The sequence below is a fragment of the Nocardiopsis mwathae genome (assembly GCF_014201195.1).
Taxonomy (GTDB): Bacteria; Actinomycetota; Actinomycetes; order Streptosporangiales; family Streptosporangiaceae; genus Nocardiopsis_C; species Nocardiopsis_C mwathae.
Genome location: NZ_JACHDS010000001.1, coordinates 2,988,981 through 3,010,855 on the forward strand (window position 1 = coordinate 2,988,981; position 21,875 = coordinate 3,010,855).

Consider the following 21,875-nt stretch of genomic DNA (forward strand, 5'->3'; position numbering starts at 1 on the left):
CCCCGCGGGTGCGGGGGTGAATCTCGTTGTTCTACTGGATTGTCAAGGCGATCCTGGGTCCGGTGCTGGCCGTGCTGTGGCAGCCGCGCGCCGAAGGGGTGGAGAACGTACCCAGGTACGGCCCGGCGATCCTGGTCGGTAACCACCTGTCCTTCTCCGACCACTTCTTCGGCCCGCTGCCGCTGCCGCGCAAGATCACCTTCCTGGCCAAGGCCGAGTACTTCACCGGGACCGGGCCCAAGGGCCTGCTCAGCCGCCTGTTCTTCACCGGCGTCGGGCAGATCCCCATCGACCGCTCCGGCGGCAAGGCCAGCGAGGCCGCACTGCGCACCGGCCTGCGGGTACTCAAGCAGGGCAGGCTGCTCGGCATCTACCCCGAGGGCACCCGTTCCCCCGACGGCAAGCTCTACCGCGGGCGCACCGGCGTGGCCCGCCTGGTACTGGAGTCCAAGGCACCGGTCATCCCCATGGCGATGATCAACGTCGACAAGATCATGCCGCCCGGCCGCACCGTCCCGAAGCTGGGCATCCGCCCCAAGGTGAGGTTCGGCAAGCCGCTGGACTTCTCCCGCTACTACGGGATGGAGAAGGACCCGCGGGTACTGCGGGCCATCACCGACGAGATCATGTACGCGCTGATGGAGCTCTCCGGCCAGGAGTACGTCGACCGCTACGCGCAATCGGTCAAGGCCGAGCTGGAGGCGGCCGCCAAGGAGGAACGCAAGGAGCAGCACGCCTCCGAGCGCGAGCGCAGGAAAGCCGAACGCGCCGAGCGCAAGGCCGAGCGCGCCGAGCGCCGGGCTGCCAGAAAGGCCGAGAAGAAGGCGAAGAAGTCGGCGAAGGCCGAGGCCACCACCCCGCAGCCCCCCGGTACAGCCGCCTGACCCGGCTCCCGCGTGGGGCACACGCCGGTCCCGGGTACGTAGGGGCCATGACGCTGCGGGTGCTGAGCTACAACGTGCGCGCGCTGCGCGACGACCCTGCGGCGGTCCGGCGGGTCATCGCGGCGTGCCGACCCGATGTCGTCTGCCTGCAGGAGGCGCCGCGGTTCCTGGGCTGGCGTCGGCGGCGCCGCGCCCTGGCCCGCGGGTGCGGGCTGGTGCCGGCGGTGAACCGGCGGCCGGGCGGTCTGGCGGTGCTGCACCGCCCGGGCATCCGCGTGCTCCACGCCGAGCACCGGCTGCTGCGCCGCCACCCCCGGCTGCACCGCCGCGCGCTGTCCCTGGCCGTGCTCGATGTGGGCGGGCGGCCGCTGCTCGTCGGCTGCACCCACCTGGACCTGGACGACCGGGCCCGGCAGCAGCACGCGGCGGAGGTCCTGGCCCTCTTCACCGCGGCGGCCGCCCGCCACTCCGCCCCCGGTGTCCTGGCGGGAGACATCAACTGCACCCCGCAGGGCCCGGCCTGGCGGCTGCTGGCGGCCGAACTGTGCGACACCGGCGCGGCCCGCCCGCGCGGCGAACCGCTCACCTTCCCGGCACGGCACCCGCGCGCCCGCATCGACGGCGTCTTCGCCACCCGCGGGCTCACCGTCACCGGCGCCGGGGTCCCCGTCGGCCTCGTCCCGGCCGCCGACCTGGCCGCGGCCAGCGACCACCGCCCCGTTCTCGCCGAGATCGACCCCCCACGATGACCACGGCGCCGAGCAGCGGTTCCGGCCTCGGGCATGTCCGGAGGATGCTTTCCGGTGGCCGCGAGCCGGGAACGGTCCGCCGCACACGCCCCAGGTCAGCGGGCGAGGTCGGCGGCTCCGACGATGCCGGCGGTGGAGCCGAGTTCGGCGACGCGGATGTCGGCGAGGCGGCGGGTGGCGCGGCCGGTGACGTGGCGGGCGAAGGACGACCGGGCCGGTTCGAGGAGGATGGCTCCGGCGTCCGAGACGCCGCCGCCGAGGACGAAGCACTCGGGGTCGAGGATGGCGGCGAGGTCGGCGAGACCGAGGCCGACCCACTCGCCGACGGCGCGGAAACACTCCAGCGCGCCTTCGTCGCCCTCCAGGGCGGCCTGGGTGATCTCCGGCCCCCGGATCCGGGAGATGTCCCCTTCGGCCAGCTTCAGCAGGTGGGCGGCGCGCACGGGGTCGGTCACGGCGAGGTCGCGGGCCTCGGCCACCAGGGCGCGACCGCTGGCGTACTGCTCCCAGCACCCGTCGTTGCCGCAGCCGCAGCGGCGGCCGTGTCGCACCATGCGGTAGTGGCCGACCTCGGCGGCGACGCCGTAGCGGCCCCGCTGCAGCCGACCGCCCATCACGATGCCGCCGCCCACACCGGTGCCCAGGGTGACGCAGACGACGTGGTCGCTCCCACGTCCGGCGCCGAACCGCGCCTCGGCCCAGGCCGCGGCGTTGGCGTCGTTCTCGACGACGACCGGCAGGTCCACCCGGCGCCGGATCCGCTCGGTTATGGGATCGTCGGACAGGCCCATGTTGGCGGCGAGGACGATCCTGGCGCGGTCCTCGTCGACGAACCCGGCGATCCCCACGCCGACCGCGGTGATCTCGCCGTTCTCCTCGCCCTCCGTGCGCTCGTCCCCGGCGCGGCGGCCGCACAGCTCCGCCACGACCCGACCGATGACGTCGGCCAGCGCCTCGCCGTCACCCGTGGGGGTGGGGTGGCGCACGACGTCTCCGAGGATCCGTCCGTCAGGGGCGACGACTCCGGCTGCGACCTTGGTACCGCCGATGTCCACACCGATCGTCAACCGCATGGACGGCTCCATTCTCCGGTTTCACTCACATCTGCGTCGCGGGCGGGCGCACCGCGGGGGCGGGGTGTCGCTCCGCGTGCGCTGTGACCACATTCTCACACTGGTCTGGACCACTCGATCAATTCCGCCCGCTGGAGGGGCCGTCCGGCTCGCCGTCGGGGAGTTCGCGTGGGACGTCGGGGGTGCGGCCGGGCTCGGCCGCGCCCGCCTCGCCCTCGGGGGCGGCGGCTCCCCCGTCCCCGAGGTCCGCCCCCCGCGGTCCGGCGCCCTCCCGCTCCCGGTGCTCGCGCTCCATCCGCTGCTTCTCCAGTGACCGCTCGACCACGTCCCAGGTCTCGCCCAAGGCGCCGAACAGCGCCGCCCCGGCCTTGCCGAGGTGCCCGACGACCTCCGGCGCCGCGGTGCGCACGATGCCGGCCAGCCGGTCGAGCGGCTCCTGTTCCGGCTGCGGCTGCTCCAGCCGGACGGCTTCCCCCCACACGTCGTCCTTCGCGGGTGGCGGAGCGGTCACGCTCGACACGCCGCGGCGCACGCCCGCGATGATGAGCTTGCGCTGCAGGGCGTCGACGAGCCGCAGTGCGTCGTCGATGATGTCCTGTGAACCCGTGTCGCGGTTCGGCTCAGCCATGGTCGTCCAACCCCTGTTCTGCCGTCGTGAACGCCACGTTATCCGCGCCCGCGGGGTGGCGGCCTGCCGCCGCGGTCGAATCGGGGGAAACCCCGACACGGTTCAGGGACGGCCCGGCGCACCGCCTGACCCATCGCCCTGCGTGCCCACGACACGCCGTATGGTCACGATTCCGCTGAGCCGCCTGGCCTGTGCCCACGAATCCGCTGCGGATTCGGTGTTCAGGACTGCCCTCGGAGCAAGATCAACGCTAGGGTCGAACTACGGGCGCCGACGCGGCGCGGCGGTTCGCCCCCGGTGCGCATCGCCGCAGGACATGGGACCGATTTCATCAACATCACGTCTCGTTCGGATACCGAACGAGAACACGTTCTACCGACTAGTAGCTTAAGTTGTTACCGTCGTCACGTCCCCTAGAGGCCTTGTACGACCAGGAGCGATAACGTGCGCGAATTCAGCCGTCCTGTGAAGGTCGAGATCTCATCGCAGGCGCGCCTGCCCGATACGGTCTTCGCCCGCGCCGCCGAGGAGCCCACCGCCGTCGCGCTCCGGGTTCAGGAAGCCGGCCAGTGGCGGGACGTCACCTGCCGGGAGTTCCGCGACGACGTCGTGGCGATCGCCAAGGCGCTGATCGCCGCCGGCATCGAGCACGGCGACCGCGTCGGCCTGATGTCGCGGACCCGCTACGAGTGGACCACCATCGACTACGCGGTCTGGTCGGTCGGCGCCGTGACCGTGCCGATCTATGAGACCTCCTCCGCCGAACAGGTCGAGTGGATCCTCGGAGACTCGGAGGCCAAGGCGGTCTTCGTCGAGGGCGAGGCCCACGCCGAACGCGTCAGGTCGGTGCTGCCCGGCCTCCCCGGGCTCGCCCACACGTGGAAGATCGAGGACGGCGGCCTGGCCGCCTTCGTCGAGACGGGCTCCGGCGTCGACGGCTCCGTCGTGGAGGAGCGGCGGACCGCGGGCGACGTCGACGAGCTCGCCACGCTGATCTACACCTCCGGCACCACCGGGCGCCCCAAGGGCTGCGAGCTGACCCACCGCAACCTGCTCTTCACCATCATGAACGTGATCGAGGGCCCGCTGCAGGAGGTCTTCACCCTGCAGGGCCGCTCGACCCTCCTCTTCCTCCCGCTGGCCCACTCGTTCGCCCGGGTCATCCAGATCGGCTGCATCGAGTCCAGGACGATCCTCGGCCACTTCCCGACGACCGGCCCGGAACTCATCGACCAGTTCGGCGTCTTCAAGCCGACCTTCCTGCTGGCCGTGCCGCGCGTCTTCGAGAAGGTGTTCAACAAGGCCGAGCAGAAGGCCACCGCCGAGGGCAAGGGCAGGATCTTCGCCGCCGCGGCGGCCACCGCCATCGACTACAGCAAGGCCCTGGACAGCGGGCGCGTCCCGCTGGGCCTGAAGCTCAAGCACGCCGTGTTCGCCAAGCTCGTCTACGGCAAGCTTCTGGACCGCCTGGGCGGCGAGGCCCGGTACGCGGTGTCCGGCGGCTCCGCGCTGGGCGAGCGGCTGGGCCACTTCTTCCGCGGCGTGGGGCTCACCATCATCGAGGGCTACGGGCTCACCGAGACCTCCGCCCCCACCTCGGTCAACACGCCCGCCAAGAACAAGATCGGCACCGTCGGCCCGCCGCTCCCCGGCGCCACCATCAAGATCGACGACGACGGCGAGGTGCTGTGCAAGGGCGACCACATCATGCGCGGCTACTGGCGCAACGAGCGGGCCACCGCCGACGCGTTCGACGCGGACGGCTTCTACCGCACCGGTGACCTGGGCGCCCTGGACGAGGAGGGGTACCTGCGCATCACCGGCCGGAAGAAGGAGATCATCGTGACGGCCGGCGGCAAGAACGTCGCCCCGGCGGTGATCGAGGACCGCATCCGAGGGCACGCCATCATCAGCCAGTGCCTGGTGGTCGGGGACAACCGCAACTTCGTCTCCGCGCTGGTCACCATCGACCCGGAGGCCTTCGAGTTCTGGAAGCAGCAGAACGACCGCACCGGCGAGATCGCGGACCTGGTCGACGACCCGGGCCTCATCGCCGCGGTGCAGGAGGCCGTGGACGACGCCAACAAGGCCGTGTCCAAGGCGGAGTCGGTGCGCAAGTTCAGGATCCTGCCCGAGGACTTCTCCGAGGAGGGCGGCCAGATGACGGCGTCGCTGAAGGTGAAGCGGCACGTCGTCACCAAGCAGTACGAGCACGAGATCGAGCGGATCTACACGGGCTGACCCCCGGCTCCGGTGGTCCGCCGGCGGCCGCACCCGCCGCGACCGCGCCCCGAACGTGCCGCCGCCCGCCCGATGGACGTCCATCGGGCGGGCGGTGTGCTGTGCGGGTGCGCCGCCGGCTCAGGGCCGCACGGCGGCGGTGAAGTTGTTCCGGTAGTAGCTGTTGAGGGTGACCTCGGCGACCGGCTTGGACGGGTTGGAGGCGTGCACCATCTTGCCGTCGCCGACGTACATGCCGACGTGGCTGGGGCCGCCGTAGAAGAAGATCAGGTCGCCCGGCCGCATGTTGTCCCAGGAGACCCGCTTGCCGGCGTTGACCTGGTCGAAGGTGGTGCGCGGCAGGCTCACTCCGGCCTGCCTCCAGGCGGCCTGGACCAGGCTGGAGCAGTCCCACACGTCCGGGCCGTTGGCGCCCAGCCGGTAGGCGTCGCCGATCTGAGCGTAGACGAAGTCCAGGGCCACCCGGGCGTTGCCGGAGGCCGAGCCGTTGTAGGACGCGCCCCCGCCGGAGGAGGACGAGGAGGATCCGGATCCCGAGGACCGCCCGCCGTCGACACCGGCGGTGGCCTGGGCCTGCTCCTCCTCGGTCAGCCCGTCGAGGATCTCCTGCTGCTTGTCGATCTTCTCCTGCGCCTCGTCCTTGGCGTCCTCGGCGTCGTCGAGCTTCTCCTTGGCCTTCTTCTCCGTGGACTCGGCCTCGGACTCCAGGTCGTCGAGCTCGGACTTCTGCTCCAGGTACTTCCGCAGGCCCGCCTTCTGGCTCTCGGAGAGGTAGTCGAGGTCGGCCGACTGCTGCAGGGCGTCGTCGGGGCCGTCCGCGGTCATCAGGTAGGCGGGTGAGGAGTAGTCGACCCCCAGGTAGGCCGACGTCGCCAGTCGGCGTACCCCGTTCTCCAGGCCGTCGAGCTTCTCCTGAGCGTCGTCGCGCTTGGACTCCAGGTCGTCGAGCTTCTTACGCGCGGCGTCGTGGTCCTCCTTGGCCTGGTTGTAGGCGTCGGCGAGCTCCGCGTACTCCTTTTCGAGCTTCTCGATCCTGTCCCGGACCTCATCGGCGGTGGGGTCGGCGAAGGCGACTCCGGTGGAGGTGAGCAGAGCCCCCGCGGCGACGAAGCCGACGATCGCGAGGTGACGGCGGAAGGAGCGGCGCCCCTGGGGTTCCTGGCGTTCGTCCACGCTGGTGGCACACCTTTCTGCAAACCGCCCACCGGTGTGTCGTGGCGGGTCCTCGGGCAGGGAGGTGCCCGTCGGCGCCGGCAGTGGACGGCCGGACCGGGGTGAACCCTGGGCTCCCGCCGGCGGCGCGTCGGGGGCTCGCGTCGGGCCGGGGCCCTCCGGTCTCCGCGTCCCGGGGGTCAGGCGGTGTGAATCACGCGGAGTGGGGCGGAAGCCGGTCGCCGCCATCCGGATGATGGCGTGGTCTACGACCTCGCTCGGCGCGCAACAGTAGTGCATCGACGCGCCCGTCTCAACCGTTTCGTTACCCAAGAGCCCGGATTGCGGTTATCCGCATATGTCGTATAAGCCACTGCCGATATGGAAGCACTCGCGGCACGCACGAAAAAGCCCTGGTCACCGCGGGAGCGGTGACCAGGGCTGCGGCCCTCTCGGTTCCCGTCGAGCGTGATGATCTCCACCGGGGACCGAACCGGGCGAACGGGCGTCGGACGGACTACGGGCGGACGCCGAACATGAACTGACCGTCCCAGTACCCGGCCAGCGGCACCTCTTCGAGGTTCTTGCCGGTGCGCGGCGCGTGGACCATCTTGCCGTTGCCGGCGTACAGGCCGTTGTGGCCGAGGCTGCTGAAGAACAGGATGTCGCCCGGCTGCAGCTGGTCGCGGGAGACGCGCTGTCCCACCTCGGCCTGGCTGTAGGTGGTACGCGGCAGGTTCACGCCGCCGGCGGCCCAGGAACGCATGACCAGGCCGGAGCAGTCGTAGCCGTTGGGCCCGGCCGAGCCGAAGATGTAGGGCTTGCCCAGCTGGGAGTAGGCGAAGTCCAGGGCGGCGCGGGCGTTGCCGGTGGCGCTGCCCGTGTAGCCGCCGGCGGCGTCGGAGCCGCCCTGGGATCCGGCCTCCTCGGCGTCGGGGAACTCGGCGAGCAGGTCCTTCTGCTCCTTGATCTTCGCCTCGACCTCGTCCTTCTTCTTCTTGGCCTCCTCGCGGGCCTTCTTCGCGTCCTTGAGGGCGTCGCCGGCCTCGTCCTTCAGCTTGAAGAGACGCTCGGAGGAGTCGCCGAACTCGTCCAGCTTGGACTGCTGGGCGTCGGAGAGGTAGTCGAGGTCGTCGCTCTGCTCAAGGAGCTTCTCGGGGTTCTCGGCGGCGAGGATGGTGGTGGTGGCGTCGAGGTCGTTGGACTTGTAGACGGCACTGGCGAAGTTGGCGACCTCGTCGCGCAGCTCGTTGTACCGGTCCTCCTCGTCACCGACCTGCTCTTCGAGCTCGTCGGCCTTCTTCTTCGCGGCCTTGTAGTCGTCGTTGGCCTCGTTGTAGTCCTGAACGATCTTGCCGGCCTCTTTGTTGAGGTCGTCGAGAGTCTTCTCGACGTCCTCCCGGGTCGGCTCGGGATCGGCATACGCGACACCAGTGGGCGCGATCAGGCCACCGGCGACGACCACGCCCAGACCGGTCGCGATCCGGCGGGCCGTCTGCCGACCACCATCTTTGTTCGCCATGGCGGTCATGCTCCTTTTAGTTCAAGTCCGCGGTAGGGGACGGGGGCGGAGGGCCGGCGTGCGCGTGCGATGCCGCCGGGACCGGGGGATCGGGGACCACGATCACCGGGCGTCGCGGGCGCGGGTAGGACGGGGCCGACGCTCTCCCCACGGCTCGGGAGCCTCCCGCGTCGCGGCCGGGGGAAGCCGCCGCCGGACGTGCCCGGGGCACCCGGGCACAGCCCTGGCCTCATAGCGGGAAGCCGGTCATGCTCCGGGTAGAAACTAGCGGACCTCCGGTCTCACCTCAACCACAACTACGACAAGTAACAGCCTGCACCCCGATGTCAGCGATGTCGGACGTGCCCCTCAGGCCTCCAGGCGCCGCAGGAGCAGCGCGGAGGCCACGGTGCGCGCCCCCTCGCGCCGGACCGCGGTGATGATCTCCTTGTCGGACGTCACCACGGCGAGCGGCCGCCCCTCGGGCTCGGCCCGGACCAGCCGGATGATGAGCTCGTCGGCGGTCTCTCCCGGGTCGCTGAACAGCAGCCGGACACGGCGCGTGGCGGAGAGGGCCGGCGGCGCCTCCACATCGGCGCCGTCGAAGACGCAGGTGATCTCGGCCTTGGTCCGCGTCGCCAGCCCCTCCAGGGAGGCCAGCAGCCTGCCGCGCTGATCGGCCAGCGGAAGCGTGCCGTACCCCGTCTTGGTGACGTTATAGCCGTCCACGAGGAAGTGGATGCGCGGCAGCGTGAGCAGCTGGTCGACCAGACCGGGGTCGTCATCGGGCAGCCCCTGGCCGGGGACGACGGTCCCGCGGGCCTGCCGCTCCCCCGCGACCAGATCGCCCGGGCTCTCGATGGAGGTGGGCAGCGCCAGTTCCCGGCGCAGCCCGTGCGCGGCGTCCAGCAGCACGTCGAGCAGTACGCGCAGCCGCGCCTCGTCGGCGCTGCGTCCGGCGCGGGCGGCCCGGCGGGCGTTCTCCACCTGCGCTTCGGCCGCGGCGAGGCGGTTGCGCAACCGGCGGTTCTCCGCTTCCACGACGTTGACCTGGTTGGTCGTCGTGGAGCTGAGTTCCGCCGCCTCCGCGATCGCCTGCTCGGCCCCCGTGACGGCCTCCTTCGCCCGCTGGCGCTCGGTGTGGATCTTGCGGCGCAGGTCGGCGATGGTGGTGCGCTGCTCGCGCAGCCGCGCGCGCAGGCGGGCCAGTTCTTCGCGCTGCTCGGATCTGCTGTCCTCCAGCTGGCGGCGCAGGTCGGCGATGGTCTCCGCGGCCTCGTCGGCCTCCTTGGCCGTCTCCTGGCGCTCCAGCTCGCCGTGGATGCGCTCGACGATCTCCGACCAGCCCTCCGGCCGGACCAGGTAGGCGGCGGCCGCGACGGCGACCGGGTCGGCCGCAGGGGGAACGACGCCCTTGCGCAGCTCCTCGGCGAGCTCCGGCCACACCTGCTCCACCCGAGCGGCGACCTGCGACCGGAACTCGGCGTCGCCCTCCAGCTGGGCGGCGATCTGCGGCCCGGCCAGGCGCGCGCGGCGGCGCGGCTCGAACTTCGCCACGCGGCGAAGGGGCGGCGGCAGCTGGGACATCCTCATCCCGCCCAGGACGTCGGAGCCGTACTCGATGACCCGGGAGCGGACACTCTCCGGTAGCGGGCGGCGCAGGGCCTCCTCGTGGGCGCTCCCCTCCGGATGGGCACCACTCCGCGGGGCCGTACCGTCAGAGGTCATTCCGCTGCGCACCGTTCTCGGCGGTGGTCCCCGCCTCCTCGCCCGCGGGGCGGTCCACGATCTCGACCGAGTCCAGTGCGTTGCACCAGCGGCAGCGCACCTGATCGACGGTCTCGGCGAGCACCTCGCTCTCCTCGACGTCGTAGGCGCCGGACAGGTCGAAGTGCAGGTAGTCGCGCGACCGCACGCTCCGCGTCACGTCGAACCGGGTCAGGTTCCCGCACTGGGCGCACCGCCAGCGCTGGCTTTCGGACGGGACAGAAATACTCAAGGCCACTTCCTCCTTCTGCATCCTCACCGCACGACCCTAGGCCCTGCGCGCCGGGAAACGGCCCGGTGACACCGCAGCACGCCGCGCCGCGCCCGCGCCGACCGGACGCACCATCGCTCCCCCCGCCCCTGGCCTGCACCATCTTTCCACGTAGGTGAGGTCCTGATCTTGACGGATCCGCATCGATCCCGGTGCGGAGCGGACACGATCGGTCACACCGGGACGAACCCGCGTACCGCGCCCGCCCGTCCGTCACCGCGGCCGCTTAGGCTGGCCGGGTGGCAGACCAGCGGCTTTCCCCACCCGGAGCACTCGTCCAAGGCACCCTCGACGAGCTGGGTACCCCCCTCACGCACACGACGTTCGTGGTCGTCGACCTGGAGACCACCGGATCGCGCTCCGACGGCGCCGGGATCACCGAGATCGGCGCCGTCAAGGTGCGCGGCGGCGAGGTCCTCGGCGAGTTCGGCACCCTCGTCGACCCCCGCATGCCCATCCCGCCGCACATCACCCTGCTGACCGGCATCACCCAGGCCATGGTCGCCACCGCCCCCGGTCTGGATGCGGCCCTGCCCGCCTTCCTGGAGTTCGCCGGGCTGCACGCCGAGGGCCCGGCCGAGCAGGACGAGGGTCCCGTGCTGGTCGCCCACAACGCCCCCTTCGACATCGGGTTCCTGAAGGCCGCGTGTGCCCGGCACGGCCACACCTGGCCCGCCCCCACCGTCGTCGACACCCTGCCCATCGCCCGCCGCCTGGTCACCCGCGACGAGGTGCGCAACCACAAGCTCGGCACGCTGGCCGGGTTCTTCGGGGTCCCCGACCTGCCGACCCACCGCGCCCTCGACGACGCCCGCGCCACCGTCGGCGTCCTGCACGGGCTGCTGGAACGCCTCGGCTCACACGGCGTCGACACCCTGGAAGAGCTGAGGAGCTTCCGCACCCCGCGCACCGGCGCCCAGCGCCGCAAGCGCCACCTCGCCGACGACGTCCCCGAGGCCCCCGGTGTCTACGTCTTCACCGACGCCAAGGGCGACACCCTGTATGTCGGCAAGAGCTCGAACCTGCGGCGGCGCGTCCGCTCCTACTTCACCGCCGCCGAGACGCGCGGGCGTATCCGGGACATGATCGCCCTCGTCGAAGGGGTCATCCCGATCGTCTGCGGTACCGCGCTGGAGGCGGAGGTCCGCGAGCTGCGGCTCATCGCCGAGCGCAAGCCGCCCTACAACCGCCGCTCCCGCAACCCCGGACGCGCCGCCTGGCTGAAGCTGACCCGGGAGGCCTACCCGCGGCTGTCGGTCGTCCGCACGGTCCGCGACGACGACGCGCCCTACATCGGCCCCTTCCGCTCCTCCCGCGAGGCCGAACTGGCCCGCGAGGCGCTGCACCAGGCCATCCCGCTGCGCCAGTGCACCCACCGCTTCTCCCCCGCCCGCCCCATCAGCGCCTGTGTTCTGGCCCAGCTGGGCCGGTGCGGCGCGCCCTGCGACGGCAGCGAGTCCCCCGCGCGCTACGCGGAGCACGCGGCGGCCGCCGAGGCGGCCATGACCACCGACGCCACCCCCGTCGTCGAGGCGCTGAGCGGTCACATCACCCGGCTCTCCGTCGAACTGCGCTATGAGGAGGCCGCGCTCCACCGCGACCGGCGGGCCGCGTTCGTGGCCGGCGCCGCGCGCGCCCAGCGCCTCGCCGCCCTGGCCGCGGTGCCCCAGCTGGTCGCCGCGCAGCCGACCCGGCCGGGGTGGGAGGTGCACGTCATCCGGTACGGGCGGCTCGCCGGGAGCGGCACGATGCGGCCCGGAAGCGATCCCCACGCCTACGTCGAGGCGCTCGTCGCGGCCGCCGAGACCGTGTTCCCCGGCCCCGGCCCCAGTCCGCGGGCGACCCCCGGGGAGATGGAGTGCGTGCTGCGCTGGCTGGGCTCGCCCGGCATCCGGCTGATCGACACCGCGGCCCCGTGGACATGCCCGGTCAATGGTGCCGAGAAGCACCGAGAGCTGACAGACTGGCAGCGCGACAGCGCCTACGACTGACCATCCGCAGGCCCGCGCCGACGTCCGCCGTCGATCCCGGCGCCCGGGGGCGGAGGCCGGCATCACGCGGCACAGCCCAGCGACATCGTGGACGGAGATCGATGGCAGGCATCCCGCTCAGCGACGACTACCGGGGCCGCCGGGTACCCGTCGTCACCTACCTGCTGATCGCCGCCTGTGTCAGCGTCTATCTGCTGTCGCCCATGTCGATGCTGGCGTTCTGGTACGGCGACTCCCTGGTGTCCCGCGTGTGCCCGGTGGACGTGTACGTCTGGCGCTGGGGCGCCATCCCGGTCGAGCTCCTGAGCGGCGATCAGCTCCCCTACTCCGGCGGCTGCTCCGGCGGGGAGTTCACCAAGGTCCCCTGGGTCTCGGCGTTCACCGCGATGTTCCTGCACGGCGACGCCGTCCACCTGATGAGCAACATGGTGTTCCTGTTCGTGTTCGGCCCCGTGGTCGAGGACCGGCTGGGCCGCCTGCGCTACCTGGGCCTGTACACGGCCACCGGGCTCATCGCGACCTACGCCTACGCACTGGGGACGCCCGACGCCGACATGCCGCTGGTCGGCGCCTCAGGGGCGGTCTCCGGCGTGCTGGGCGCCTACCTGCTGGTGCAGCGCCGCAGCCGGATCATCTTCCTCGCGCTGTTCGTGCTGCCGATCCGGCTCCCGGGGTGGGTGATGGTCGGCACCTACTTCGTCCTTCAGTATTTTCTCTACGTCAGCGTGTCGCTGTTCCCCAGCGCCGACGGGGACAGCGGCAACATCGCCTATGCCGCGCACGTCTACGGTTTCATCGGCGGGGTGATCGGTGGGCTGCTGATCCACCGCATACGCTGGCGTGCGGGCACGCGCCTGTCGGACGTGTACTGATCGGGCCCGGAGCGCGGATCCCCGACGTCGGCGGCCGTCTTTTCCACCCACTCTGCCAGGAGGAGAGCCAGTGATCACCGCGATCGTCATGATCAAGGCCGACGTGGACCGCATCCCGGAGGTCGCCGAGGCGATCGCCGAAATCGACGGCGTCAGCGAGGTGTACTCCGTCACCGGTGGCATCGATCTGATCGCGTTGGTCCGCGTGCGGCGGCACGAGGAGCTCGCCGACGTCATCCCGGGCCGGGTGAACAGGATCCCCGGTATCCGATCGTCCGACACCCACATCGCCTTCAACGCCTATTCCCGGCACGACCTGCAGGCCGCGTTCTCCCTCGGCCTCTGACCGGCACCGACGGGCGGCGGCCCGCGACCACGTCGGTGGTCGCGGGCCGCCGCTGCAGGGGCACTCGTACGGGGAGCCGGAGAAGGGCCTAGACGCGCTTGCCGTGGGACTGGCTGACCTCGACCCAGCGGTCGAGCACCCGAACCGCGGCGCCGCTGTCGACGGCCTCGGCGGCCCGCTCGTAGCCGGACCGCAGAGCGTCCACCAGGGGACCGGTGAGGCCGTCGACGGCCGTGATCGCCGCGGCCGCGTTCAGCAGCACGGCATCGCGGATCGGACCGTGGCGCCCGGCGATGGTCTCGCGCACCACCCGGGCGTTGAACTCGACGTCACCGCCGCGCAGAGCCTCGGGGTCCGCCCGGTCGATGCCGAGGTCCACCGGGTCCAGGGTCTCCCGGTGCACCTCGCCGTCGCGGACCGTCCACACCCCCGAGGTCGTCGTGGTGGTCAGTTCGTCCAGGCCGTCGTCCCCTCGGAAGACCAGTGCGCTGACCCCGCGGCGGGCGAACACCCCGGCCACGGTGGCGCACATGCTCTCGTCGAAGACGCCGATGGCGCCCGCCCCGGGGCGGGCCGGGTTGGTCAGCGGTCCGAGGAAGTTGAACACCGTCGGCACGGCGAGCTCGCGGCGGGGCTTGGCGGCGTAGCGCAGCGACGGGTGGAACAGCGGCGCGAAGCAGAAGGTGATCCCCGCCTCGTCGGCCACTCGCGCGGTCGCCTCCGGCGGAAGGTCGATGACCACGCCGAGCCGCTCCAGCACGTCGGCGGTGCCGCAGGAGGACGAGGCCGCGCGGTTGCCGTGCTTGACGACCTTGGCTCCGGCCGCGGCCGCGACGATGGCGGCCATCGTCGAGACGTTGACGGTGTGTGCGAGGTCACCGCCGGTGCCGACGATGTCGACGGTCCGGCCGGGAACCGAGATCTGCACGGCGTTGTCCAGCATTCCGCTGGCCAGACCGGTGACCTCCTCCACGCTGGCGCCCTTGGCCCGCAGCGCGATGGCGAATCCGGCGATCTGGGCGTCGGTCGCGGATCCCGACATGATCTCGTTCATCGCCCACTCCGTCTCCTCGGCGGAGAGGGAATCGCCCTCCAGCAGGGCGGTGATCAGGTCGGACCAGGTTCGCTCACGTGTACGCAACAGACGTCCTCCAGGTTCTCGGTCACGGGGTCGGCGACATCGATCGGCCGCGTCCCAGGGCGACGCGGGCGGATGGGATGGGTCGGCTGTGCCATCGCCATCGCGCGATGTCGGCTCCGTGATGCGCAGCACCAAGGAAGGAGAGGCGGTGCCGGGCACCGCCGGCGGATCGGCGTGAGGCGCCGCCGTTGGCGTGAACGACGGCGACGGAGTACACCATCGAAGCGGCTTTCCGTGCGTGGACCGACGGGTCGTGGGACCGACCGGAGGCCGGTGGCGGCCCCCGGGGTGGACCACCCAGCCTATCTAGCTCGCGGCCGGCCGCGCGGCGCGCGTCCGCATCAGTTCGGCCAGCGCCTCGGCCAGCGCCACCGGGTCGATCGGGTGGCTGACGGCCTTGTCGGCGCGCGACCACGCCGCCAGCCAGCCGTCGTCGCGGCGGCCGATGAGCACCAGCACCGGCGGCGACTGGTAGATCTCGTCCTTGATCTGGCGGCACAGCCCCATCCCGCCGACCGGGGCGGCCTCGCCGTCGAGAACGGCGACGTCGATGCCGCTGTCCTCCAGGTGCTTGAGCGCGACCGGGGACGTGGCGCACTCGATGATCTCGACCTTGGGGACGTCGGCGGCCGGACGGCGGCCGATCGCGAGCCGCACCTGCTCGCGTACCGCGGCGTCGCTGCTGTAGACGAGGATCCGCATCTTCGGGCCGTGCTGCGCGGAGTCGCGGTCGTTGTTCGCCATGCTCAACCGTCCCTACTCAAATCCATGTGGGGGAGAACGCCACCACTGCCGAGCCTACGTTCCTTGAGACCTTCGACACGACAGGATGCCACCCAGGCCACCCCGCCAGCCATGGCCGCCCCCCGCCGGTACGACGGCCCGATACCGATTCGATACCTTCCCGCGCACGCGGCCCGACTGCGAACGCCCAGCTCACCCCCGTGAATCCCGGCCGCTGCGGGGCAAGCGGCACCCCGGACGCCCGCCCACGCGCACTCCCTCGGCTGCGAGCGCCGGATAACGGGAAGGTCGCGAAGCGACAACGTCCCCCGTCACAGGCCGGTAGCGTTGTCGGCGCCGATCACACGGGTTCCGGGGGGTCGTGCACCACCTCGCGCGAGATGCCGTAATAATGCTGACGTGGCGACAGCAACCGCGAACCAAACAACAGGACCGACACCAGTGCATGGTGCGGCTAAGCGACCTGACCTGGTGAGCGTTGGCACCATCGTGTGGTTGGCCAACGAGCTCATGTTCTTCGCAGCGCTGTTCGCGATGTACTTCACCATCCGATCGGTGACCGTGGGCAACCCCGACCTGGGGCCCTGGCCGGAGGTCGAGCCCGACGTCGGCTACGCCCTCGTGTTCACCATCATTCTGGTGGCCTCCAGCTTCACCGCGCAGGCCGGCGTCTGGGCCGCCGAGCGCGGTGACGTGCGGAAGCTCCGTATGTGGTTCTTCATCTCGTTCCTCATGGGCCTGGTCTTCGTACTCGGCCAGGCGAACGAATACCGAGAGCTCGTCCACGAGGGACTGACCCTGCAGTCCAGCGCCTACGGCTCGATGTTCTACCTCACCACGGGTTTCCACGGTCTCCACGTGATCGGTGGGCTGATCGCGTTCCTGCTCCTGCTGGGACGCACGTACGCCGCGAAGCGCTTCACCCACCAGCAGGCCACGAGCGCGATCGTTGTGTCCTACTACTGGCACTTCGTCGATGTGGTCTGGGTCGCTTTGTTCGCAACCATCTACTTCATTCAGTAACCCGAATCGGGGAAACCGTGAAATGGATTACCGCGCGGCGACGGCATCCCCTTGCGGGGTATGTCGTCGTCATACTCGCGCTTGGCCTCTTCGGTCTGGGCTACGCCTTCGTGGCGCCCACCGGGACCGACAGGGCCGAGGCGCAGACACTTGCCGCCGAAAAGGTCGACGACCGTCAGCCTGACGCTCAGCGGGGCAAGGACATCTTCAACAAGACCTGTGCGAGCTGCCACGGTCTGACCGGCGGAGGCTCCGCCAACGGCCCGGACATCACCGGTTCCGGTGAGGCCGCGGTCAACTTCCAGGTGAGCACCGGGCGTATGCCGTCCATGGACCCGGACACGCAGATGCCGCGGAAGCCGCAGGCCATCACCGATGAGGAGCTCGACGACCTCATCGCGTACTACAACGCCGAGATCGGCGACGGCCCGAAGATCCCCTACGACGTCCCGGGCAACGCTCCGCAGCGAGGCGACTTCGACGACGAGGAGTCCTTCGAGTCCGCCAAGGCGGAGTACGACGACGCCTACGAGAAGTACCTCGCAGGGGCCCAGGACACCGAGGCGGGCATGAAGCTGTACCTGACCAACTGTGCGCACTGCCACAGCTGGTCCGGTGCCGGCGGCGCGCTCACCGGCGGCAAGTACGCGCCCGAGATCCACGACGCCACACCGCGTCAGATCTATGAGGCCATGCTCACCGGGCCCGGGCAGATGCCCGTGTTCAACGACACCACCGTCACGCCGACGGAGAAGCAGGAACTGATCTCGTACGTGAAGACCCTGCAGTACGAGCCGAACGCGGGCGGAATCTTCGACCTGAACCGCATCGGCCAGGTCGCCGAAGGCTTCATCGGCTGGACCGTCGGTCTCACCCTGATCGTGGCCTGCGCGATCTGGATCACCGCGAAGCAGCGAGCCCATGACTGAAAACAACACCAACCCCGATAACGAGGCGGGTGCCGACGACCGCGTCATCGGCACCCCTTCGGACGCCTCCGGCGACACGATCGTCGCCGGTTCGGCGGAACCGCACCGTGAGCACGCCGGGCCGTATCCGGCCGAGGAGACGCACACGCGCTCCGAGGAGGAGCAGCGCAAGGGCGAGAAGATCGCCTCCGCGTGGTTCATCATCGCGTTCCTCGCCGGCATCGGCTTCTTCGTGGCCTACTTCGCGTGGCCGCCGAACGCCGCGGACGAGCCGGCGATCGCCGACCCGCAGATCGGCCAGTACTCGAACATGGCGCTGGGCGGCACGCTCGCCCTCGCCCTGTTCGCGATCGGCGCCGGCATGACGGTGTGGGCGCGCCGCGTGATGCCGCACTACGAGGTGTCCTCGCCCTACGACGAGCTCCCCTCCCCGCCGGAGGAGAAGAAGTCGTTCAGCGAGTTCTTCATGAAGAGCGCGGACGAGAGCGGGTTCCTCAAGCGCCCGCTGATGCGCCGCACCCTGCTGCTGGCGATGGCGCCGATGGGGCTCGCCCCCATCGTCATGCTGCGCGACACCGGGCCGCTCCCCGGCGACAAGCTGCACAACACCCTTTGGGAAAAGGGCATGCACATCGCCGTCGAGGGCACGCACCGCAAGATCAAGGTCTCGGACCTCGACGAGGTCGGCGGCATGATCTCGGCACTGCCCTACGTCGAGCCCAGCGAGGAGAACCCCCACGGGGCCGTCAGCCTCAACGACCAGGCCAAGGCCGTCATCCTGCTCATCAAGATGCCGGAGGACGCCTGGGGCCCGGAAATGACCGAGCAGAAGCTCAACTGGACGCAGGACGGGATCATCGCGTACTCCAAGATCTGCACGCACGTCGGCTGCCCGGCGGCGCTGTACGAGCGGGAGACGCACCGCATCCTGTGCCCGTGCCACCAGTCGACGTTCGACGCCGCCGATGCCGCCAAGGTCGTCTTCGGCCCCGCGCACCGGCCCCTGCCCCAGCTGCCGCTCTCGGTGGACGACGAGGGCTACCTGGTGGCGGACGGGGACTTCTCCCAAGCGGTCGGCCCGACGTTCTGGGACGCGGAGAAGGAGGCCTAGTCGATGAGTACGACCCCAGAGGCGCCCAAGGCGCTGCGGAACATCGGCAACTACATCGATGACCGCTTCCACCTGTCGAAGACCGGTGAGAAGAACCTGCGCAAGGTCTTCCCGAACCACTGGTCCTTCATGCTGGGCGAGATCGCCCTGTACTCGTTCATCATCCTCATCATCACCGGAATCTTCCTGACGTTCTGGTTCATTCCGAGCATGGCCGAGGTCACCTACGACGGCTCCTATGAGCGCCTCAACGGTGTCGAGATGAGCGAGGCCTACGCGTCCACGCTGTACATCGACTTCGATGTGCGCGGCGGGTTCCTGGTCCGGCAGATCCACCACTGGGCGGCGCTGATCTTCGTCGCCTCGCTGGTGGTGCACATGCTTCGGGTGTTCTTCACCGGAGCGTTCCGCAAGCCGCGCGAGATCAACTGGCTGATCGGTGTCGCGATCTTCGCCCTGGCGATGGTCGAGGGCCTCTTCGGCTACTCGCTGCCGGACGACCTGCCCTCGGGCATGGGTGTCCGCATCCTGCAGGGTGTGATCATCGCGCTGCCGCTGGTCGGCACGTATCTCAGCATGTTCCTCTTCGGCGGGGAGTTCCCCGGCGACGAGATCATCACGCGGCTGTACATGCTGCACATCCTGCTGATCCCCGGGATCCTGCTGGCGCTGATCGTGGCGCACTTCATGATCCTGTGGCACCAGAAGCACACGCAGTACCCCGGGAAGGGGAAGACCGAGAAGAAGGTCGTCGGTACGCCGATGTTCCCCGGGTTCGCCGTCAAGGCGGGCGGGTTCTTCTTCTTCGTCTTCGCGATCATGGCCGGGCTCAGCGCGTTCGTGCAGATCAACCCGATCCACCTGTTCGGCCCGTTCAGCCCGACATCCATCACCTCGGGTCTGCAGCCCGACTGGTACATGGGCTTCATGGAGGGGTCGCTGCGGGTCTTCCCGAACTGGTTCGACTTCCAGATCTTCGGCTACGCCGTTCCGACCGGCGTGCTGGTCCCGGGCCTGGTGATTCCGGGACTGATCTTCGGTGGTCTGGCGGCCTGGCCGTTCCTGGAGCAGTGGATCACCGGCGACAAGCGCCACCACAACGTGGCCGACCGCCCGCGCAACGCGCCGGTCCGCACCGGCCTGGGTGTCGCCGGCATGACCTTCTACGGTCTGCTCTGGATGGCCGGGTCGAACGACGTCCTGTCGGAGACCTTCTCGATCAGCCTGTACGCGACGACGTATTTCTTCCGGATCTTCCTGATCGCCGGACCGATCATCGCGTTCATCATCACCAAGCGCATCTGCCTGGGCCTGCAGCGCCGGGACCGGGAGACGCTGGAGCACGGCTACGAGAGCGGCACCATCCAGCAGCTGCCCAGCGGTGAGTTCGTCGAGGTCCACAAGGAGTCCTCGGACGACACCGTGCACGTGCTGCAGGCCAAGCAGCCGGTCGAGCGGATCGACGTCGATGCCGTCGACGAGCACGGTGTCGAGGCCCCGGAGGCCCGTGGCGTCATGGGGCGGATGCGCGCCGCCCTGGCCCACTGGTACACGAAGGACAACATCTCCTTCGAGGGCGTCGAGCCGCACAGCGGCCACCACCTCCACCACGGCGCGCACGGTGCCGAGGAGGAGACCAAGGCCGGCTCGTCCTCCTGAGGCGAACCCCAACGGCCGAAACACCAGGCCCGGCCCCCGAAAGCGGGGGCCGGGCCTTCGTCGTCCTGTGCGAGCTCTGAGCGTCCTGTGCGGCCTGACGACGACGGCGGCGGGGAAGACGAGGGAGACGGTGTCAGGGGCGGCCGTCCGCCGGCGGGGCGTGGCCGGGTCGGCCGCAGTCCCCTCCGTCGCGGACCGACCCGGTGATAGCGCCATCCCACCCCCGAGAACAGCGGAGGCAGGGGGCTCGGGGGACGGCGGGACGGGGAAGGGCGCCCGCCCCCGCCCCTCCCCCTCACGTCGTCACGGCCGCTCGTCTCCCCAGGACACCGAGCAGGCGACCACCGGCAGGACCGCACAGCGGTCCTGCCATCGCCCACCCCGCACAGCACGGAGGGCCGCTGGGAGCGCGGTGCGCTCCCAGCGGCCCTCCGGCGATTCGCCCAGGTGCGGGGGTCAGACGGCCTCGCCGTGGACGTCGCCCGGGGTGCCGTTGCCGTCGGTGGTGTCGGCCTCGCCCGTCTCGCTGTGCTCCAGCCACTCGTCCCACGAGCGCTGCCAGTAGCCCCAGCCGTTGTCCACCTCCAGCTGGCGGTCGGTGCCGTTGATCACCAGCACGTCGCCCATGAGCGCGTTCTCGAAGTACCACTTGGCGTCGGCCACGCTCATGTTGGTGCAGCCGTGGCTCAGGTTGGCCTGGCCGAGCCGGTTGTTCCACGGCGCCGCGTGGGTGAACTCACCGCTGTTGGAGAACCGGACCGCGTAGTTGACGTCCAGCTTGTAGCCGTCGGGGCTGTCCACCGGGACGCCCACCGTGGAGGAGTCCATGACCAGGTGCTCGTACTTCTCCATCAGCAGGTGGGTGCCGCTGGTGGTGGTGTAGGCCCGGGTGCTGCCGTCGCCGTTGCTGATCGGGAAGGACTTGATCTGCTTCCCGTCCCGCTCGACGACCATCGTGTACTCGTCGTTCTCGATGGTGCTGATCTGCTCGCGGCTGACGCGGAAGTCGATGCGGTAGTTCTTCACCCCGTAGACACCGTCGGAGGCCTCGGTGCCGGCCAGGTGCAGGTCGACGCTGACGTCCTGGTTCGGCTGCCAGTACTCCTTGGGGCGGAACACCGCCATCTTGTCGCCGAACCAGTTCCAGGCGCCCTCGACCGTCTCCTCGGAGGTCACCTCCATGGAGTTCTCGACCTGCGCCTTGTTCTCCACCGGCATGTCGAAGTTGACGATGACCGGCATCCCCACACCGACCTCCTGGCCACTGGTGGGGAAGTTGGACTGGAGCTCCAGCCGCTGGCCGGGGGCGGCCTCCAGTGTGCTGAACTCGCTGATGACCTCCGTCTCCTCACCGGCCTCGTTCTCGGCGAGGGCGGTCACGGTGATGTCGGAGCCCGGGATGAGGTTCCAGTCACTGACCCACTCGGTCTTGTCCTCGTTGAGGGTTCCGGTGACCTCGTCGACGTCGGGCGTGTCCTCGCCGTCCTCGGCCTCGCCCGCCTCGGTGCCCTCACCGTCTGCGGGGTTCTGCGCGTCGGCCTCGGTGTTCTGCGACTGCTCGATCGTGACATCGGTGATGGTGCCGCCGTCCGCGGTCACGGTCACGGGCAGGTTCGGGCGCACCTTCGTGGTGCCGTCCTCCGGACTGATCGCGATCTTGACCTCGTCACCGGCGGCCTCGGCCCCGGCGGTGCTGGTATCGGCACCGTCCGGACCCGTACATGCCGCGGTGAGGGCGAGGGTCAGACCGGCCATTCCGGCGCCGAGCCGGCGGTACGCCGTCGGGACTGTGC

At 70.3% G+C, this 21,875-nt stretch carries 19 protein-coding genes; 10 read left to right on the forward strand and 9 right to left on the reverse strand.

The window, feature by feature from the left end; translation table 11 throughout:
- Positions 1-26 precede the first annotated feature (26 nt).
- Positions 27-884 (forward strand): lysophospholipid acyltransferase family protein, encoded by an 858-nt coding sequence (locus HNR23_RS12925; RefSeq protein WP_184075827.1) that lies wholly within the window; start codon positions 27-29, stop codon positions 882-884.
- Positions 885-931: 47 nt separating this feature from the next.
- A complete protein-coding gene (locus HNR23_RS12930; protein WP_184075828.1) occupies positions 932-1,633 on the forward strand; it encodes an endonuclease/exonuclease/phosphatase family protein in 702 nt (233 codons plus the stop codon).
- Positions 1,634-1,728: 95 nt separating this feature from the next.
- Here the strand turns inward: HNR23_RS12930 and HNR23_RS12935 are convergent, their stop codons facing one another.
- Positions 1,729-2,706, reverse strand: a complete 978-nt coding sequence (locus HNR23_RS12935) for an ROK family glucokinase (protein ID WP_184075829.1) — start codon at positions 2,704-2,706, stop codon at positions 1,729-1,731.
- A gap of 118 nt (positions 2,707-2,824) precedes the next feature.
- Positions 2,825-3,334 carry a hypothetical protein gene (locus HNR23_RS12940; protein WP_184075830.1) on the reverse strand — a complete coding sequence of 170 codons (510 nt, stop codon included), beginning with the start codon at positions 3,332-3,334 and terminating at the stop codon, positions 2,825-2,827.
- Between the two features lie 444 nt (positions 3,335-3,778).
- On the opposite strand from HNR23_RS12940, the gene HNR23_RS12945 reads away from it, so the two are divergent.
- Positions 3,779-5,575 (forward strand): AMP-binding protein, encoded by a 1,797-nt coding sequence (locus HNR23_RS12945; RefSeq protein ID WP_184075831.1) that lies wholly within the window; start codon positions 3,779-3,781, stop codon positions 5,573-5,575.
- 120 nt (positions 5,576-5,695) lie between these two features.
- Here HNR23_RS12945 and HNR23_RS12950 read toward each other — a convergent pair whose 3' ends face one another.
- From HNR23_RS12950 to HNR23_RS12965, 4 genes are all read right to left on the reverse strand, one after another.
- On the reverse strand, positions 5,696-6,748 hold the full coding sequence (locus tag HNR23_RS12950; RefSeq protein WP_343070543.1) for a C40 family peptidase: 1,053 nt from the start codon (positions 6,746-6,748) through the stop codon (positions 5,696-5,698).
- Positions 6,749-7,244: 496 nt separating this feature from the next.
- Positions 7,245-8,249, reverse strand: a complete 1,005-nt coding sequence (locus HNR23_RS12955; protein ID WP_184075832.1) for a C40 family peptidase — start codon at positions 8,247-8,249, stop codon at positions 7,245-7,247.
- Positions 8,250-8,597: 348 nt separating this feature from the next.
- Positions 8,598-9,956 carry an NYN domain-containing protein gene (locus HNR23_RS12960; RefSeq protein WP_184075833.1) on the reverse strand — a complete coding sequence of 453 codons (1,359 nt, stop codon included), beginning with the start codon at positions 9,954-9,956 and terminating at the stop codon, positions 8,598-8,600.
- The gene (locus tag HNR23_RS12965; RefSeq protein ID WP_184075834.1) at positions 9,946-10,227 is read right to left on the reverse strand and encodes a hypothetical protein; all 282 of its coding nucleotides are present in this window, start codon (positions 10,225-10,227) and stop codon (positions 9,946-9,948) included. Before HNR23_RS12965 ends, HNR23_RS12960 begins: the two co-directional genes overlap by 11 nt.
- A 278-nt stretch (positions 10,228-10,505) precedes the next feature.
- Here HNR23_RS12965 and HNR23_RS12970 point away from each other — a divergent pair, with 278 nt between their 5' ends.
- The 3 genes from HNR23_RS12970 to HNR23_RS12980 all read left to right on the forward strand — a co-directional run bounded on the left by HNR23_RS12970 (position 10,506) and on the right by HNR23_RS12980 (position 13,475).
- Positions 10,506-12,257 (forward strand): DEDD exonuclease domain-containing protein, encoded by a 1,752-nt coding sequence (locus HNR23_RS12970; RefSeq protein ID WP_184075835.1) that lies wholly within the window; start codon positions 10,506-10,508, stop codon positions 12,255-12,257.
- A gap of 101 nt (positions 12,258-12,358) precedes the next feature.
- Entirely contained in the window at positions 12,359-13,129 is a 771-nt protein-coding gene (locus tag HNR23_RS12975; RefSeq protein WP_184075836.1) for a rhomboid family intramembrane serine protease, read from the forward strand.
- A 70-nt stretch (positions 13,130-13,199) separates the two neighbouring features.
- Positions 13,200-13,475 carry an Lrp/AsnC ligand binding domain-containing protein gene (locus tag HNR23_RS12980; RefSeq protein ID WP_184075837.1) on the forward strand — a complete coding sequence of 92 codons (276 nt, stop codon included), beginning with the start codon at positions 13,200-13,202 and terminating at the stop codon, positions 13,473-13,475.
- Between the two features lie 88 nt (positions 13,476-13,563).
- Here HNR23_RS12980 and trpD read toward each other — a convergent pair whose 3' ends face one another.
- Both trpD and HNR23_RS12990 read right to left on the reverse strand, forming a co-directional pair.
- Complete coding sequence (gene trpD, locus HNR23_RS12985) at positions 13,564-14,616, reverse strand: anthranilate phosphoribosyltransferase (protein ID WP_246421730.1); 1,053 nt, start codon at positions 14,614-14,616, stop codon at positions 13,564-13,566.
- 306 nt (positions 14,617-14,922) lie between these two features.
- Positions 14,923-15,360 (reverse strand): response regulator transcription factor, encoded by a 438-nt coding sequence (locus tag HNR23_RS12990; RefSeq protein ID WP_184075838.1) that lies wholly within the window; start codon positions 15,358-15,360, stop codon positions 14,923-14,925.
- A gap of 441 nt (positions 15,361-15,801) precedes the next feature.
- Here HNR23_RS12990 and ctaE point away from each other — a divergent pair, with 441 nt between their 5' ends.
- Genes ctaE through qcrB form a run of 4 tightly spaced genes read left to right on the forward strand, consistent with a single transcriptional unit; the run spans position 15,802 to position 20,082 of the window.
- Positions 15,802-16,383 (forward strand): aa3-type cytochrome oxidase subunit III, encoded by a 582-nt coding sequence (gene ctaE / locus HNR23_RS12995; protein ID WP_449406833.1) that lies wholly within the window; start codon positions 15,802-15,804, stop codon positions 16,381-16,383.
- A gap of 17 nt (positions 16,384-16,400) precedes the next feature.
- Positions 16,401-17,312 (forward strand): cytochrome bc1 complex diheme cytochrome c subunit, encoded by a 912-nt coding sequence (gene qcrC, locus HNR23_RS13000; RefSeq protein WP_184075840.1) that lies wholly within the window; start codon positions 16,401-16,403, stop codon positions 17,310-17,312.
- Positions 17,305-18,423: a cytochrome bc1 complex Rieske iron-sulfur subunit gene (gene qcrA, locus HNR23_RS13005; RefSeq protein WP_184075841.1), complete on the forward strand. Its 1,119-nt coding sequence runs from the start codon at positions 17,305-17,307 to the stop codon at positions 18,421-18,423. The genes qcrC and qcrA overlap by 8 nt, the downstream gene beginning before the upstream one ends.
- A gap of 3 nt (positions 18,424-18,426) precedes the next feature.
- On the forward strand, positions 18,427-20,082 hold the full coding sequence (gene qcrB / locus HNR23_RS13010) for a cytochrome bc1 complex cytochrome b subunit (RefSeq protein ID WP_184075842.1): 1,656 nt from the start codon (positions 18,427-18,429) through the stop codon (positions 20,080-20,082).
- 456 nt (positions 20,083-20,538) lie between these two features.
- Here qcrB and HNR23_RS13015 read toward each other — a convergent pair whose 3' ends face one another.
- Positions 20,539-21,837 (reverse strand): L,D-transpeptidase, encoded by a 1,299-nt coding sequence (locus tag HNR23_RS13015; RefSeq protein ID WP_184080258.1) that lies wholly within the window; start codon positions 21,835-21,837, stop codon positions 20,539-20,541.
- Positions 21,838-21,875 lie beyond the last annotated feature (38 nt).

Excerpts from the sequence above, each read along its gene's own strand:
- qcrB (WP_184075842.1), top strand. The coding sequence starts at position 18,427 with ATGAGTACGACCCCAGAGGCGCCCAAGGCGCTGCGGAACATCGGCAAC.
- HNR23_RS12960 (WP_184075833.1), bottom strand. The coding sequence starts at position 9,956 with ATGACCTCTGACGGTACGGCCCCGCGGAGTGGTGCCCATCCGGAGGGG.
- HNR23_RS13015 (WP_184080258.1), bottom strand. The coding sequence starts at position 21,837 with ATGGCCGGTCTGACCCTCGCCCTCACCGCGGCATGTACGGGTCCGGAC.
- HNR23_RS12930 (WP_184075828.1), top strand. The coding sequence starts at position 932 with ATGACGCTGCGGGTGCTGAGCTACAACGTGCGCGCGCTGCGCGACGAC.
- HNR23_RS12975 (WP_184075836.1), top strand. The coding sequence starts at position 12,359 with ATGGCAGGCATCCCGCTCAGCGACGACTACCGGGGCCGCCGGGTACCC.
- HNR23_RS12940 (WP_184075830.1), bottom strand. The coding sequence starts at position 3,334 with ATGGCTGAGCCGAACCGCGACACGGGTTCACAGGACATCATCGACGAC.
- qcrA (WP_184075841.1), top strand. The coding sequence starts at position 17,305 with ATGACTGAAAACAACACCAACCCCGATAACGAGGCGGGTGCCGACGAC.
- HNR23_RS12935 (WP_184075829.1), bottom strand. The coding sequence starts at position 2,706 with ATGCGGTTGACGATCGGTGTGGACATCGGCGGTACCAAGGTCGCAGCC.
- HNR23_RS12990 (WP_184075838.1), bottom strand. The coding sequence starts at position 15,360 with ATGGCGAACAACGACCGCGACTCCGCGCAGCACGGCCCGAAGATGCGG.
- HNR23_RS12955 (WP_184075832.1), bottom strand. The coding sequence starts at position 8,249 with ATGGCGAACAAAGATGGTGGTCGGCAGACGGCCCGCCGGATCGCGACC.